The sequence below is a fragment of the Mucilaginibacter sp. P1_A3 genome (assembly GCF_056406855.1).
The window spans coordinates 164,960-182,436 of record NZ_JBFTZJ010000006.1 but is presented as its reverse complement, the minus strand read 5'-3'; the positions used below and the strand labels follow the sequence as shown (position 1 = coordinate 182,436).

Sequence of the window (17,477 nt, the reverse complement as noted above, 5' to 3'; positions counted from 1 at the left end):
CTGTCCTCATTTACTTTTAACAACTTAAAACATGAAAATCAGCAATTACAAATTATTGGCCTTCCTTTTACTTACCATACTCCCTTTTTTCGCCTCAGCCCAAAAACTAAGTTATTTGGCCGATAAAACCATCCCCCTGCCAGGCAACGGCGGATACGATTATGTATATATTGATCAAATTAACCAGGTTTTATATGCATCTCATGGTACAGCCGTAAATGTTGTGGATCTTAAAACCGAAAAGGTAATTGGCACCATTGCCGATATGAAAGGCGTACATGGCATTGCCATTGTAAATGAGCTTAACCTTGGCTTTATAAGCGATGGTAAAGCCAACGCAGTCATAGCTTTTGATATTAAAACCTTAAAGGTTGTTAAAGAAATTCCGGTAACGGGTAATGGCGCCGATGGTATTATTTATGATCCGTATTCAAAAAAGATCTTCGCGTTTGAAGGCCATAGCAGCGCCTGTGTGGTGGTAGATCCCAAAGAATTAAAGCAAGTTGCCACGATAGATATGGGCGGCGCTCCTGAGTTTGCTGTTGCCGATGGCAAGGGCATTATTTACAACAATCTGGAAGATAAAAGCAGCTTAAATGTAATTGATGCAAAAACCTTAAAGGTGATCAAAAACTACCCGCTCGCGCCTTGTGGTGGCCCCACAGGTTTGGCTTTAGATAAACAAAATGAACGCTTATTTACCGTATGTCGCGAAAACAAAGGATTGAGTGTAATTGACACCAAAACCGGCAAAATTGTGCAAACCCTACCTATTGGTGCTGGTGTAGATGCTGTTGTTTATGATGCTAAAAACAAGCTGATAATTGCTTCTAACGGGGATGGCACCGCAACCGTTTTTAAACAGGATACACCGGATGCTTATACACTGATACAAACGATAACCACCCAAAACAGGGCCAAAACTATGGCTATTGATCTGTTAACCCATAAGCTATATCTGCCAGTGGTTGATTTTCAGCCAGGTACAAAAACACCGGTTCCAGATAGCTTTAAACTACTGGTTTATCGTTTAAATTAACAATTGCATGAAACGCAGAGACTTTGTAAGAAATACTACCATGGGTGCCATTAGCGCTACCCTGATAAGCCCTTTAACCAGCCTGGCCAAAACTCAGGTTACCCATTTTGAAAGTGACGACCTATCCCCAAGCGCATCTTTAAAAGATGATTTTCCCATGCACTTTATGGCACTTGGTGATTGGGGCCGCAACGGTGAATATGACCAGTTGGAGGTTGCCAAACAAATGGGCGAATGGGGCGCGGCGCATCCAAATAATTTTGTTATTTCGGTAGGTGATAATTTTTACCCAAAAGGTGTGGTTAGCGAAACCGACCCGCTTTGGCATTACTCATTCGAAAATATTTACACTGCTCACTCACTACAGTGCGATTGGTACCCGGTATTTGGTAATCATGATCATCACTCTGATGTTGATGCACAGATCAGGTACAGTAAGATAAGTAGGCGGTGGAATATGCCTGCCCGTTACTATGCCAAAGAAGTAAGCTTGAATAAGGATAAAGACAAGGAAATAAAAAGCGCAGTAGCCGATAAGAAGAAAGACAAAGTGCTTTTTATCATGATGGATACCGACCCTTTTTTACATGAAGATAAGGTTGTTTATGTGGCCACGCAGATGAAATGGCTTAACGAAACGCTGGAGAAAGCATCTGCAGATGTAAAATGGAAAATTGTTGTGGGGCATCATCCATTTTGTACCGTTGGGCCGCGTATCAATAATTACGATACCATTACCATAAAAAAAGCCTTATATCAAACCCTGAATGATCATAAGGTGGATGTTTACCTGTCGGGCCATGAACATTCCCTGCAACACTTAAAGCTTGATGGTTTTACACACCAATTTATTTCCGGCGCGGGCTCCGAGCTTACCAAAGTTACTGAGGGAGAAGCTTATAGCCGTTTCCAGGCATCAGAGCATGGTTTTATGTATTTTTCTGTTGATGCAAACCGTTTAAATGTAAAAGCGATCAATCAGGCTGGTAAGGTTTTGTATGAAACAGAATTAAAGAAGGCTTAGAGTTCAGTTACAAGCTGGTCAACGGTCACGGTATGTTCAGGTTAGTCGGTTACTATTTTATAACTAACATTTACAGACACTTTTTCTTCAAATCATCAATAAAAGGTGTTCGAGAACTGTGATCGGACCTCACCTTAGACCGCAAAGCAGATTTAACACCTGTTTTGCGGCCTTTCTTTTGCTCAAAAATAACCTTTATGCTATCAAAAACGCCGATTGTTTCAGCATCAGCCGTACTGCCCATTTGTGATGTCGCATGAGATTAAAAAAACTTTTAGCTTATCATTAAACCGGCCTCCTCAAAAATTGAGGAGGCCAGTAATTTTTTCAGCTTGACGAAACGCGTTTTATAAAATATTATAAAAAGAGAAACCCGGCTTTTAAAGGTTATTTTCCATTGGTGCTCACCAGTTTAAAATTTGCAAAACTTCCAAAGCCAGGTTGAGGACCATAAGTGCATTGATACAAACCAACCTGCACTGCCTTGCCGTTCATATCCAAGCGCAATACCGGGCTGCCGGGCAGATCCACCCAGTGGATATCATCTGTACTGGTGCGGATATAAAAAAGATCCCCGCTACGTTGAATTTGCAGGTAACGGTTAAAATTCCAGGCAGATTGGGCATTGGTTTGCCGGCGGTCACCATCCACAAGGTTGGTGAGCATATTGCCTACATTCCAGGCAGGAAAAATACCATTCTGTAAAAGCTGCTCGCTGCCATTGCCGCTTGCCTCATCGCGGGGCAACCGCACCATTAGGCCTGACTCATGGTTTCCCGCTACTTTTTTCTCTGCCAGCCCGCTTACATTAGTGATCTCCACTTCGGCAACAAAATCGCCTGCGACTTTTTTGTATAAAAAGGGGCCATAGGGTGTGTTTCCATCCCAGTTGGTACCAACGGATGCCATCCGGAGCGCATGATCAGCTGCCACTATTTTGGTATTAGTCTGCGTAACACCCTTACCCAGCACCCCGTCCCATACAGAGCCAGCCACATCGCCCGTAATAAAATCCTTGTTGGCCGAAAAATCATCGGCGGCTATCACAAACTGTGATAACCCGGTGCCGGCGGTAGCTACGGCAGAAGGGCCGGTAACATTGCCAAAGTTATCCCTTACCTTATAGCTGTACCGGTAAGTTTTATCCGGAGAAAGACCATAATCGATGTAATAGGGATTATCTGTCCAATTACGGGGAGTTAATTCATTTCCTCCTGAAAAATAATATTGCAGGTCGGCAGACTCATCAGCCGAACCCGCTTCCATAGCTATCATTTCCGGGGATAAGGCTTTGGGTGCTTTTTTATAAACCAGCTCAGCCCCCGCAGGCTGGTGCATATTTTGACGCCAGGTAGCGACCAGGGTGCTGATTTCATCCCCGGTAAGCGCATGTTTATATACAACCAGGCTGGCGATTGAACCTGTAAAACTATCCACGCCGCTTGCCCCCAGCGCCAGCGTACCTGCTTTTTTTGCTGATATTGCTGACCGCTTAGTCAAGGTTAAATGACCGTCAAGGTATTCCTTTACCAATTTACTGGTATACGTATTAACGAGCAGGTGCCATTTACCTGCTCCCGCAATAAATTTGAGATCATCATTATTTTTGATCGCGGCAGGCATAAAACCGCTGACGAATTTGCCCTGCTGTGGTGCCTCGCTGTATACCATTGCCGCTATGCTGTAACCTGCATTGCCCTTACCAATGGATAAAGGTTTATCCAACACCAGGGGATGTTTACTATCTATATAAACGGCTATTCGCCCTGCCGCATCCCTCACTTCGGCCGGCGTACCTACCGGTGTAAAATGCCCGCCCGCTTCACCGTCATTATCCCAGTTTTTTAATTGGCCATAAGGCAGCTTGGCAGCATCAAGGTAAACTGCCACATCCGGCTGTTTTACGTGGCTAAAAGCCGCTTTAATCGCGGTATCAGTTAAAGGCATGTCATAAACCTGCAGTGAAGCTATCGCCCCTGAAAAACGGGCAGGGCCGGCTTGCTGACCACCGATCAAAAATTTAGCGGCCGGCTTTATAAAAAGCATTTTATTCTCCTGGTTATTCAGCTCGCCATCAACATATACTTTCTCAAAAGTGCCGTCGAAACTGATGGCAACATAGTGCCACCTGCCGGCAAGGTCAATGTCCTTTTTATAAGGAAGATCCGAAAATCCCCCATGCCGGGCCGCCCCCATATCGCGGTTACTACCGTAACCGAAAGTGGCAGCGGTTAAATCTCCCCCCGCATCGGCCCAGTCAAGCACCGGGTTTTCGCCTTTTTGCTGGCCTGTATAAGCCCAAAAACAAACCGTATAGCTATTATTGCCTGCCAGCGAGTTTGGCACATTAAAACCAGAACTCAACGTTTGCCCGGCTTTAAAAACAACCGCTTTTTTACCCGCAACAAAATCTACATAAGGGGATCGGCCTTGTGTTTTGAATGAACCGCCTAAAGCGCCTTTATTGGCCCATTCCTTAACCATCGTTCCCGGTTGCAGGCCATCGGCATCAACATCAATGAGCAAGCCCTGTTGTTTAAAGCTAGCTCTGGCTACTGGCAGATTGATATTCGCCGGAACAGCTTCGTGGTTCCCGTCTGCAAACACCTTTAAGTTCCACACTGCCTTATATAAACCCGGCTGCTCCGTGCCGGTGATGGTCAGCCTGATGTACCGTGCTTGTACCTCCTTCTCGTCAATCACGGGGCTGCCGTGCCACCGGTTATCCCTTTTATCGGCAAAAATCTGCCAATCTTTTCCATTTATGGAGTATTCAATAAAATACTGGTAATACCAGGTGGCATATTCAAATTGCGTCAGCACCTTTTTCACGGTGGTGATAGTGCCCAGGTCTACCTGTAACCATGCAGGTGCCGTACTGTTATCTTTAGATTTCCACAAGGTTCCGTTATTATCGTCTGCTGCAAACTCCGGCTTATAATCGTCGCTGTAAAATGAAGAAGCGGTTACCTTTTTTTGATAGGCCAGGTTGGGGTACGGATTCGTGGTCTTCGCCAGTAAGCCGATACCTGTGTGCGTCGGGATCACTTTTTCAATATTGCCATCCGCGTCAAAAACAAGCTTATCGGCACAAATTTGCCGGTGATACCCCCCACCCGAATGTGGATTGTTATGGCGATGATAGATAATGTAATACTCATCCCCAATCTGTAATACAGAATTATGACCCGGCCCATGAACCGTTCCATCGGCATTGGTGGTAAGTATCGGACTGTTTTTTCCGTATACATAGCCAGACATTGGCCCGGTTTTACTTGTGGCATACTGTACCCGGTAGGTTTCGTTCTCGCAAAAACCCGATGAGTACATCAGGTAATAGATACCCTTGCGCTTAAACAGGAAAGAGCCTTCAAAAAAATCCTTAGCATCGGTATTGGGTATCTGCGCCGTTTTAGCAAATGTTTTCATATCGGGATTTAAGAGCCCTATACCACAACCATAACCCGGGTAAATACCCCAGGTGCCCCAGGTCATATAAAATTCACCATCGTCATCTCTAAAAGTTTGCCCGTCAAGCGTTATTACACTGGGGACGTATAGATTGGTAAGTACCGGTTTATTATCGGCATACAAAGGTGTCCAGGGCCCAACCGGTGTTGATGCTGATGCTCCATATATTTCAACCGTGGGCTGGCAATAATACAGGTAATACTTCCCGTCGTTACCCTGCGTTGCATCCGGCGCCCAGTAATTGTGTGTGGTAGGCCAGTTCATATCCTGCATTGTCCAGTTCACAAAATCTTTAGAAGTCCATACCTGTGACGGCCCCAGGCCCCCACCGTTACCATCGGTAGTTGTATACAGGTAAAATGTATCTCCAAACTTTTTTATCGTCGGATCGGCAAAATAGCCGGGGATTATAGGGTTGCCATTCCCGGCCAAAACGGCCTGGCTTTGGCCTGAAACCTTTACGGCAAGGAAACAGGTAAACAGAATAAAAGGCAGCAAAACACACCGTTGTAAACTCATGCAGTAAAGTATAAATAACCCTTCGGTTTGTTCATATTAACCAAGCCAAAGAAGCCGCCTGCACATTGCAGGACGGCTATCTTCGTTTCAACTAAATTAACCAGGATCAACTATTTTATTATTTATTTTTTTGTAATTGTAGGCAAGGTAATGGTAAGCGTATACGTACCGGGCGAAAACACTTTAAAAGCATCGAACGTAAAGTTCACATTCTTGTTTAAAGTGTTATAAGCACCTGGGATCCTATAATAACACAATGTACCATTAGCGCCTAACTTGATGGGGAAACCATTGGGTAAAACCGGGAAACCCCATTCCATTCCGGTAGAAGTTTTTACAACTGGATAATACGGATTCATCTGGGCATAATTTCCCCTGTCGCCACGATTGATAACCTGGCCAGCCGAAGGATCAAACGCCACCCCGTTACGGTCAACCACCTTAATGATCACTTTATTGGGCCCGGAAGCAGTGCGGGTAACAACTGCTGTAGGGCTGGATAATGATACAAAGTTAGTTTCTGATCCAACATCCGAATAAGAGGAAAATGTGGAGCCGATAGATGAGTTTATTTTGGCAACCAGCTGTATCTGGCATGCGTTGATCAGTGTTTTAGTACCGCGTTGATTACTTACCTGCACATCGATATCATAAAAACCCGAATCGACATTGATTGTAGCGGTGCTAAATTCAAGCCTGCCACCTAAAGGGTTTACATTAAAAGGTGGCTTTAGGCTTTTGGTGATCTTTGCGTTTAACAATGCCAATGTAGAATCGGCATCGGTTATTTGCCCGGAGAATGTGCTTATTGTATCTAATTTTAACATATCCGTTGCTTCCTTCCCGGTGAGCCTGTTCCGTATCGATAGTAATTTCACGGTTAAGGGTTGCGTAGATTGATCAGAATTGATGGCGTTGGAATACATGGTAATGCCTTGCGGCACTATCAACAGTTGCGGACTATAATTGAGGTTATTACTAATATAACCTACCTCCGGCTTTTTACATCCTCCAAATGCGGTTAAAAGTAAAAAAGCAAAATATGATAAATATATAAAGTTCTTTTTCATCATGATACAGGTTAAAAAGTTACGAAAGTATGGGTGTTGGATAGCACATGCAGGATTCCGCCCGACGAGGTTTCGATGCCCTGTGTTTGGCAGGAAACGGTCACGTCGGCCGGATTTGCCGGTGTAGGCAATTGGCCAGGTACATCAAGTGCCCCCCTTATTTTTACGTAATACAAAAAATACACCGGAGCGGATGAAAAGGTATAATAAGCAGGATCTGTACTTTTGATTCGCTGAACACCACAGGAAATTTTAGCCAGGTTTGTATTTACATGGATCAGATCGTCGGTAAAATCCCTGATCTTTATTTGTTTGGCAAACAGGTATTGCCTGAGCGAATCCGGTGTTAACCGGGCGTACAGGCTATCCATCGTAAATTTATTGTTCTCGTCTATCATCTGCACGCGCCTGTTTTGCAATAGCAAATAACGGTTGATAGAATAATCTGTAGCCGCGAAAAAAGTACCGGCCTTATTAACCTCGTCCTGCATATTATAATGCTTAATGATCGTAGTTAGTGTATCAAAAATATGATTAGGATGATTTTTCAGATAATCAAATGTGCTTAATGTTGTTTTGGCACTGTGTACCCCATCCTCTGTGATGTATGTTTTTTTACAGCCCGTAGTTAATACCGATACCGCGATCAGCAATGTAAAAAAGCAGTAAGTTATTTTATTGATTTTCATGTTATTACAGTTTTGATGACCAGTAAGGCGTTTGTTTTAAACTATTATCAAGTGTGATCAGGATTGGGTCTATCGGCCAGTAATACTTGCCCTTGGCAAATTCAGACAGGCTGATCTTCGCGTCACCAAATTCGGCTATATTTTTCTGGCGTGCCAGGCGCACCAGGTCATAAAAACGATGGCCTTCCAAAAACAACTCTCTCCCGCGCTCGTCTATTACCGCTTCAAACAGGTCCCCGTCGCTCAAGCTGTATGGCTGAATTCCCGCGGCCGTGCGAATCTGGTTTAACAAGCTGATAGCCGGCGTTGCCTGGCCTGTTGCCGCCAAAGCTTCGGCCCGCAGTAAAATAATGTCAGAAAGCCTGAAAACGATGAGGTTATTATAAGCCACCGCTATTTTATTGGTGCTTTGCTGAGTGTACAGGAAGTTGGAATATTTGATACAAATAGGATCAGTAGTCCCCCTGAAAGCGAATGCGTTTTTCAACCTCAAATCAGCGGTATCCGCGAAAAGGTTATTCAAATGGTCGGCGTTGATGGTAAATACCGCGTTGCCGTTAATGAGCGTATTATAAGGCGATTTTGTTGTAAAGAAAGGAATACCGGCAGTAGAACCTTCGTTTGAGACACTTTGGCTGATCTCAAAGATCCCTTCTGTAGACTGACCTTTATAAATACTTAAATAACCAACGCTTCCCCTATCCACCAATTGGTAGTTACCCCTTTTAATAACCGAATCTGCCGCCTGGGCACAATTCTGATAATCCTGCTGCCATGCGTAAATATGGGCCAGTAAGGCAAAAGCGCTGCCGCGGTTGGCCCTGATAGCCCGGTTATTTGAGTTTACATAACCATACTGCATCAAGGGGATGGCTTTCTTTAAATCACTAATGCATTGCGATAAAACTGTTGCCTGCGGAGTTCTGGCCGTGCTGGTTGCATCGCCTGCGTTTACGCTTTTAATAACCAACGGCACATCGCCCCAAACCCGCGATATGTAGAAATAAGTAAAAGCCCGCATAAAATAAGCCTCGCCCAGCAAATTGTTTTTGGTAACCACCGGATCGTTGCCTGAGTTATCAGTCGAGAAATCAACCGCAGGTATATTTTGGATACACAAATTGGCGTTATCAATCACCCTGTAAAAATTATCCCACCTGCGCAGGTTAATCATTGTACGGTAATCAGCAGTAGCCGGCACAGGTAATGACCAGTTCACATTGCCAACATCCGTCATATCCTCCACTCCGCCAAACGCGTTGTATTCATCTGCCGGGATATCGCCATAGGCATAATAAGTTACCGTTTTGTTATTCAGCGCCGTACGCAACAGAGAATAACATCCTGCAACGGCGCTGTTTGCCTCATTGGCAGTTTTAAAAAATTCGGTAGTGATGGGCGTACTTATCGGTTTCAGGTCAAGAAATTTCTTGCAGGAAAAAGTTAATATGCTTATACTAAAAAGTATCGCTATGCTATATATCCTTTTCATTTTTTTATTTTTATAATAATTTACTTTGTAAAAAATGTTCGGTCCCCTACCGGTTAAAATACGAGATCAAGTCCCAGGGTTATCTTTTTGGGTTGCGGATAAGATGTACCGTTTGCATAGCCATCTACATTCACCAGTTCAGGATCGGGTATGTTGGCATATTTTTTAAGGTAGATGTTATCAACGATGGAATAGATCCGGATAGATTGCAGCTTGTAACGGCTGGCCAATTTAGCCGGCAGTGAATAACTCAACCTAGCACTTCTTACCCGGATAAAACTGCCGTTTTGCACGTAGGTTGACTGGGCTATATTCCATTTATCTACGTTATTGCCTATCAACCCAGGAAACGTAGCTACGTCACCCGGCTTTTGCCAAAAGGTTTGCCCATTGTTCAGTTTTAAGGCAACGGCCGCATTGGTACCATACAAACTATAGGGATTGCCCGGGCCTGCTACCTGTAGCAGATCTGACAGGTAACCATTCCTGATTTCCCTGCCGAACATAAAAGTAGTGAGGATGCTTAACGAAAAGTTTTTATAACTGAATGTATTGGTAAAACCACCTGTAAATTTTGGATTAGGACTGCCGTTTTCAACCCGGTCCTTGTCGTCAATGATGTAGTCGCCGTTCACGTCTTTTCTGATAGGATCGCCGGCAGAGTAAAACGGACCAGAGCCGCTGCCGTGGCGCAGACGGAGGCCAGTAAGCGGATCAACGGGTACATCAGCATTTGTTCTGTATACCCCATTCACTATCCATGAATTATAATAAAACAAGGGCTTACCCACGGTTAAGTTCTCTGATAAATAAGGAGGGCCGTAGGTGATATCCCGGTTGCCGTTTGGCAGTTTGGTTACATAATTTTGGTTATACGCGATATTGAAATTGGTTGACCATTGAAATGCCGATTTGCTGCCCATGTTACGGGTATTGATGGTAAGTTCGACACCGGTGTTACGGGTACCAACAAAATTACTGCTGATGGAAGTGTATCCTGTTACAATGGGTACAGGTATAGAAAATACCTGGTTGTTGGTATTCCTGATATAATAATCTGCCGTAAAGTTGATCCTGTCGTTAAAAAAGTTGATATCCGCACCGATGTTAAACTGCGGGCTGCTTTCCCATTTAATGGCCGGCGATGCTGCCGGACTATAATAATTAGGATATGCTACCTGCGTACCTCCATAAGTAGGGATATTGACCAGGCCCCTGTCTCCCCCGGTACCATTCGCCAGTGCCGATCCCTCATAGGAAGCATCAGATATCAGGGTAGTGTATTGCGCGTAATAGTTGGAAGGGTCCTGTCCGGTAATACCGAAGCTTCCACGGATTTTGACGAAGGACATGACATTGCTTAGCGGTTTAAAAAAGGGCTCGTCAGAAATGATCCAGCCCGCTGAAACCGAAGGGAAGTTACCCCAGCGATGTGCCATGCTGTATTTGGAAGAAGCATCACGACGATAGTTGGCCTGGAACAGGTACTTACCCTTATAATCATAGCTAAAACGAGCGAAATATGACAACTTCCTGTTTTCTTCCGAATAAGAGTTACCTATTAAGTTAGCACCGGGGGCAACGCCTTGCACGGTTTTAACACCGTCTATAGCCAGGTTTAAGCCCTGCAAAAATGAATTGTCGCGTGTAAGACCATAAGCCCCCTGCCCTATCAGCGCGGAGAAATTATGATTTTCTTTTATTTTCCACTCGTATGACAAATAGTTGTTGATCTCCCAGATACGTTGCTGTAAAACGGTAGTTGAAGCACTGCTTACGCCGTTATTCAGTTCGGCAGGCAAAAAGTAATTCCTGGTATTGTTATCCACATTGTATGAAAAGCTGCTATTAAAGATCAAGCCCTTTGCCAGTGTCGCAATCAATTGAGAATTTGCCAGAAGCGACGTTTTGCGGTCATCATCCCTTAAATCATCATACCGTCCCTGGTATAAAGCCTGCTCGGCCGGCCTGATCTGGAAAAAAGAAGAAGGGAAACTTTGAATATTGAACGGATAGGTTGCGTAAGGGTCTCCGGAACCGATGCCATGTTTTGATTTGGTAGTACCATAAATAACATTGGTACTAAACTGGATGGCTTTAACCGGGTTTACCTGGAAAAACAAGCTTGGGGTTAACCTGTTAAAATCGTACCCACGTAATACCCCCTGCTCATAATACTTGTTCACGGCAAACTTATAGGAATATTTTTCTTCGGCCCCGCTGATGCTTGCATCAATACTGGATAAGGTTGCCCTCTGTGTTAACAGGCCCTGCCAATCTGTATTGTTGTTAAAGGCGGTATTTAAACTATCTGTTAACAGTGGACTAAGACCGTTTTGGATACCGGTATAAGTTCCCTGGTCATATAATATCCCCAACTTTAACCGGCGTTCCGCCGCGCCGGTAACCACCGGGATAAGAGAAGGTTTATCTGATACTCCATAGTAAGTGGAGAGCCGGATTTGCGGGATGCCAAGCTTTGGTCGTTTAGTTTTAACGATGATAACACCGTTTGAACCACGCGACCCGTAAATAGCGGCCGCAGAAGCATCCTTTAACACATCGATAGACTCAATATCATTCGGATTGATAATGGCCAACGGGTTGCTGCCATAACTGGATTGTTTATCATTTACATCATAAATGATATTATCAATTACATATAAAGGTGCGGTACTGCTGCCCTGGTTAATATTGCTGCTCCCGCGAATATTCACTAAAGTGCTCGCGCCAGGTTCACCAGAGGTACTCAATACTGACAATCCCGCTACGCGTCCCTGCAAGGCCTGGTCAAAAGAGGCGTAAGGTGTATTTTCAATATCCTTGCCTTTTACCGTAGCAATTGCACCTGTTGTTTTTCGGCGCTGCACACCCTGGTAACCTATCAGTACAACTTCCTGTAAAGATTTCAGGTCATCTTCAAGCAATACCCGCAAATTACTTCTGGACCCAACCGGAAACTCATTGGTTTTGAACCCCACCAGGCGAAACAGCAGCACGGCGTTTTGCCCCTTAAGGCTGATGGTAAAATTACCATCCTTATCCGTAACCGTTCCGTTTGTGGTACCTTTTTGAATCACACTTACGCCGGCTAACCCACCGTTTGTTTTATCAATTACGATACCGGTAATTGTTTTTTGCACTTCCTTTTGTGCCACCGCCCTCCAGGGTATCAGCAAGCATAAAAAGGCAAAGAGACTTAAAAATTTTCTGTAGTAAGTAAAGGTTCTTCTCATAAATCGGTACATTAAATCTATTGTCGATAAATATTTTATTTATGCTAAATTTAAGTACCCAGACAAGCTATTTTAATTGTTATTTTAACACATAATACTTATATATTACCCCATTCAAACAATTTAAATAACTAAAAAACAAACAGATAATAAGAATACGTGTGAAAAACACTATAATACCACAAAAGGCGCGATAAAGAATATCGCGCCTGTATAATAACCATTTTTTGAGAAGGCTAATTGCTCATGAATACACCCGGGAAGCCCCTCCGGATAATTTTAAAATAACTCTATTCGCCCCGCGCTGCCACGCTAAGTTCGTTACTGTTTCGGGCAGGGGGTTCAGCGTTTAACAAATGTTTTACAAAAAAATCACGTTTCTTTTTACGACCATAAGGGCCACCGTCACCATGCCCCATTCCCGGAACGGTTAAAAGATCAAAATACTTGCTATTTTTTATCAGTGCATCCGCGAAACGATAAGTAGACTCCGGAGGGACATTGTTATCAGCTTCACCTACAATCAGCAACAAACTACCCTTTAGCTTTCCCGCATTGGTTATGTTTGATTGCTGATCATAATGCAAACCAACCGGATAACCCATCCATTGTTCGTTCCACCATTGTTTATCAATACGGTTATCATGGCAACCGCAGGCAGATACGCCTGCTTTATAAAATTCAGGGTGAAATAATAATGCACATGCAGAATTTTGTCCGCCTGCCGATGTGCCATAAACCCCTACCCTGTTAATATCAGCCTGCGGATATTTCGCGGCCATGGCCTGCATCCATAAAATCCTATCAGCAAAACCGGCATCGGCCAGGTTATGCCAGCAAACATCATGAAAAGCTTTTGAACGATTGGCCGTACCCATACCATCTATCTGCACCACAATAAAACCCAATTGGGCAATACTTTGCATTTCATTCGCCACCGAAAAATTTTTTGGCACAAATGAATCCTGCGGACCGGCATAAATATTTTCAATTACAGGATAGCTTTTTGTAGGATCCATATTGGCAGGGCGGTAAATAACCCCCCATATATCTGTTTCACCATCGCGCGCTTTGGCAACAAATACTTCCGGAAGCTTTACACCTGTGGCCAATAGCCCGGTTATATCCGTATGCTCAAGAACGGCAACCGTTTTTAAAGACAAGGCATTTTTAAGTATAATTTGAGGAGTAGTATTAACTTCAGAATAAGTATCAATGAAATACTTTCTATCTGGCGAAAATGCGATACTGTGATTACCCTTTTCGGGGGTTACATTTACCAGGTTTTTACCATCAAAACCAATACGGCAATAGTGAATAAAATACGGGTCTTCACCGGGGTTCATTCCGCTGGCTTTAAACCAAATCTGTCTTTTCTTAACGTCAACGCTATCAATATCTCTTACCACCCAATTACCACTGGTAATTAGTTTTTGATTCCCGGTAAGCTCATTCACCAGGTATGCATGGCGCCAGCCGTCTTTTTCGGTAACCCAAACAATTTCATGTGTTTTAGGAAGGTAACGGGTATAAATTCTTTGTTCGTAAATAAAGGTTTTGGTTTGTTCATCTATAACATTGCGGGTTTTGCCGGTTTTAACATCAACTTCAATAACCCTGAAACGCTGATGGCCCCTATCAACTTTTTCATAGGTATAATATTGATTGTCGCCCTCCCTCCAATGTAGTTCAGGCGCACCAAAAAAGTCAATTTTTTCGGCATCTACCTTGATACTGTTTTTATCAGCTACAGAAAATATGTAAGGTTCAAAGGAAGTAAACTCATCGCCCGGCTGGTCATATTCATGCGATTTTAGTACACCACGGGTTGTGCCCGGTTCTGAACTTAAGATGTAATAAACTTCTTTTGTTTTCTTGGGATCAATGCGGTAGCCAATCAGGTGTTTGCTATCCGGTGCCCATGATACTTCGCCGTAAGGTTTATCCTTGCTACCATCTTTGGTAAACTGAATGGTTGAATTATCTTTAGCAGACTTGATAAAAACATTGCCCCCTCTAACAAAAGCGGTCCATTGTTTATCCGGCGAAATAGAATCAGTTACCAGGCCCTCCCAACGATACCTGCGTGATTGTAGCGGCAGGCTTGCATCATACATTTTAAATACGGTATCAGTAGTTTTTTCACATCGGTAACTGGCAAGGTCGCATTTTACCCAGTTGTTGTTTGCTTTAAAAGTAACCTGCTTTTTGTCGGGGCTAAAAAACATTTCGCTGATGTAAAATTTAGTAAGCGGCACAGGAGTGCCAAGCAAAGCGCCAACCGCATCTGCCATTTGTTTACTATCAAAAACTTTGTGCTTATCTCCATGATCCGCATTTACCAAAAAGTAATCGGTTACGTTATTTTTTACTTTTTTGGCATACCAAAACAGTTTGCTATCTGCCTGCCAATGCGGGTTAACATTATAAACAACCGGAATCTTTTTCAATGCAGAATCCAACATATCCGCGTTTTGATATGCCTGCAAAACTTCGGCATGCGTTGGTAAATACGGCGAAACCTGCTTTTGCTGGGCGTAACCATCTCTTGCCCCCAAAATCAACACCGTTAAAAAAATAATAGAAAAATGCGAGCGCAAAAATTGCATAGGAATAAGGATTTTGTTTGTAATAAAATTACATAGGATAAATAGCTTGTTTTGCCAATAAATTACCAACTGTTAACCAACAATTACCTATTATGGCTATCTGCCTTTAATAATCTTTATTAATCTTACCCCATGAGGCGGTATATTAAAAGCTATAGTATGTGCTGCCCGGGCTATGTTTTCCTGTTTCCAAACGTCTCTTACGGCAACGGCTTTGTCAATTCCAATTGTATTGAGCGGCAGCTTGTAGCTTTTATACTTTTCGCTCATATTAAATATACCAACAGCCAAACCGCCATCGGCTAATGGCTTAAGCCATACCTGTATATTTTTATCGTTTAGTATGCGTTTAGCTTGTACCCCCAGTTCATCCTGATCAATAGCTATTACCTCACGGTTTTTAAGCAAACTAAGGGTAAATTTATCCAGCTTACTCATATCACAGCCAATTAACAAAGGAGCAGATAACAGGCTCCACAAACTGATATGCGTATATTGTTCATAAGGGGTAAGGTTTGATGGATGTAAACTCTCTCCCCACCCTACCATGCCAACAATAAGCATATCCGGATCATTCCATCCGCCCGGATGAGCGTAGGCCGCATTATTGGTTTGACTAAAACCGATACTATAAAGGCTTTCCCAGGTATCAGTAATATCTTCGGTTGTACGCCATAGGTTCCCGTTCATTTGTTTGCCCCATTTCCACACATCATGAATACCATACTGGCAGATACTGTAAATTATATCCCGTGGTTGCTTTTTCAATTCATCGCGCATAACCATGTAGGGTTTTTGCTGGGCAAAAAGAGTAGTATCGCCGGCAGTGTTATCCGTGTAACTGCACAGGTCATATTTTAAATAATCTACTCCCCAGTTATAGTATGTTTTTGCATCAATTGCTTCATAACCCAATGAGCCTAAAAAACCACCGCAGGTTTTTGCTCCGGGAGATGAGTAAATACCAAATTTTAACCCTTCACGATGTAGCTGCCTGCCAAGAGCCGCCATATCGGGAAATTTTTCGTTTGGAATGAGCTCACCAGAACTCAATCTTTTAGCGGCCTGCCAGCCGTCATCAACATTGATGTAATTCCACCCATAATCTGTAAGGCCCTGATCAATCATTGCCTGGGCCGAACTTTTAACTTTTTCTGCACTAACGCTCAATCCCCAGCAATTCCAGCTGTTCCAGCCCATAGGCGGAGTAAGAGCTAACTGGTTACCAACTTTTATGGTAAACAGTTTTTTATCCTTACCTAAACTATTAATTACAGTAATACCTAAATGATAACTGCCATTTTTGGGAATGCTTCCTGTAATAATTCCGGTCTTTGTATCTAAGTTTAAGCCAGCAGGCAGTTTGCCTACATTATACGTTAGTGGTTTTTTCCCGCTTGCAGGTATTTTGTATATAATTTGCGAACCTGCATGAACGCCCAAAACAGCAGCACTATTTATAACCGGTTTAAGCGATTCGCCGGGTGTTAAAATATATGGCGCTATCTCCGTATAGCTTTGTATTTTTCCTGATGCAGATTCTTTAAAATCATAAATTAGCTTTATACCCTCGCGGTGTGGAAAGGTGATTGTAAAAGCTTTCCCAGAGTATGCAGCTAAAGAAGCAGGTATCGTTTTATCTTCAATAATCATGTTCTTTAACTCGTCAATTACCTGGTAATGAAATACTCCCGATATGGTAGTATTGAATTTATTGCTTACTATTAACTGACGTTCAGCTTTGCGGCCAGGCAAAAATTCTATTGAGGAAAGATTAAATGCGATACCATCAAACTTTTCGAGCATATCAATAAATGGCGACCCCATAAATATGCCACCGGAACCTCCCCCATCAAAAACTTTTATGGCAATAATATTTTCTGCATCCCATTTTATGGCAGCACTGCCGGCCGCCACAGAATAATAGCGGATAGCTGGCCACTTGCTTACGTAACCGCCTTGGTCATTAGGAAATGCCCCTATTTTACCTATCAATGTACCATTAAGATAAGTTTCATCAGCATCGTTTACGTGAGCTAAAAAGACCCGTAAACTATCACCCCATACCGCCCTTTGTTTTAATGATGATGGGATGGTAACATGTATCCTATACCATGCATATCCATGATAGTCTGGATAACCCTGGTTTTGCCATACCTCGCCAACCTTAATATCCTTCCATTGACTATCATTAAAAGCGGGACTCTTCCAGTCACTAATATCACCGGTAGAAAACTTTGCAACAGATAAGTTGATGTAGCCGTTATTTTGGCTGTAGACTAACTGGACTGAAAACAAAAAAGTTATCAGCAAAAAAAATTTGATCAT

9 protein-coding genes are annotated in these 17,477 nt (G+C 43.2%); 2 read left to right on the top strand and 7 right to left on the bottom strand.

The window, feature by feature from the left end:
* The first annotated feature begins 31 nt into the window (after nucleotides 1-31).
* Nucleotides 32-1,039 (top strand): YncE family protein, encoded by a 1,008-nt coding sequence (locus AC1D0K_RS14020; RefSeq protein ID WP_477393465.1) that lies wholly within the window; start codon nucleotides 32-34, stop codon nucleotides 1,037-1,039.
* 7 nt (nucleotides 1,040-1,046) lie between these two features.
* Entirely contained in the window at nucleotides 1,047-2,063 is a 1,017-nt protein-coding gene (locus AC1D0K_RS14015) for a metallophosphoesterase (RefSeq protein ID WP_477393463.1), read from the top strand.
* Nucleotides 2,064-2,450: 387 nt separating this feature from the next.
* Here the strand turns inward: AC1D0K_RS14015 and AC1D0K_RS14010 are convergent, their stop codons facing one another.
* The 7 genes from AC1D0K_RS14010 to AC1D0K_RS13980 all read right to left on the bottom strand — a co-directional run bounded on the left by AC1D0K_RS14010 (nucleotide 2,451) and on the right by AC1D0K_RS13980 (nucleotide 17,477).
* Nucleotides 2,451-6,053: a family 43 glycosylhydrolase gene (locus tag AC1D0K_RS14010; RefSeq protein WP_477393461.1), complete on the bottom strand. Its 3,603-nt coding sequence runs from the start codon at nucleotides 6,051-6,053 to the stop codon at nucleotides 2,451-2,453.
* Between the two features lie 122 nt (nucleotides 6,054-6,175).
* Nucleotides 6,176-7,126: a hypothetical protein gene (locus tag AC1D0K_RS14005; protein ID WP_477441820.1), complete on the bottom strand. Its 951-nt coding sequence runs from the start codon at nucleotides 7,124-7,126 to the stop codon at nucleotides 6,176-6,178.
* Nucleotides 7,127-7,134: 8 nt separating this feature from the next.
* Nucleotides 7,135-7,812, bottom strand: coding sequence for a hypothetical protein (locus tag AC1D0K_RS14000; RefSeq protein WP_477393457.1), 678 nt, complete (start codon nucleotides 7,810-7,812; stop codon nucleotides 7,135-7,137).
* A 4-nt stretch (nucleotides 7,813-7,816) separates the two neighbouring features.
* Nucleotides 7,817-9,304: a RagB/SusD family nutrient uptake outer membrane protein gene (locus tag AC1D0K_RS13995; protein ID WP_477393455.1), complete on the bottom strand. Its 1,488-nt coding sequence runs from the start codon at nucleotides 9,302-9,304 to the stop codon at nucleotides 7,817-7,819.
* Between the two features lie 53 nt (nucleotides 9,305-9,357).
* Complete coding sequence (locus AC1D0K_RS13990; protein WP_477393453.1) at nucleotides 9,358-12,540, bottom strand: SusC/RagA family TonB-linked outer membrane protein; 3,183 nt, start codon at nucleotides 12,538-12,540, stop codon at nucleotides 9,358-9,360.
* Nucleotides 12,541-12,830: 290 nt separating this feature from the next.
* Entirely contained in the window at nucleotides 12,831-15,149 is a 2,319-nt protein-coding gene (locus AC1D0K_RS13985; RefSeq protein WP_477441818.1) for a S9 family peptidase, read from the bottom strand.
* 96 nt (nucleotides 15,150-15,245) lie between these two features.
* A complete protein-coding gene (locus AC1D0K_RS13980) occupies nucleotides 15,246-17,477 on the bottom strand; it encodes a putative Ig domain-containing protein (protein ID WP_477397971.1) in 2,232 nt (743 codons plus the stop codon).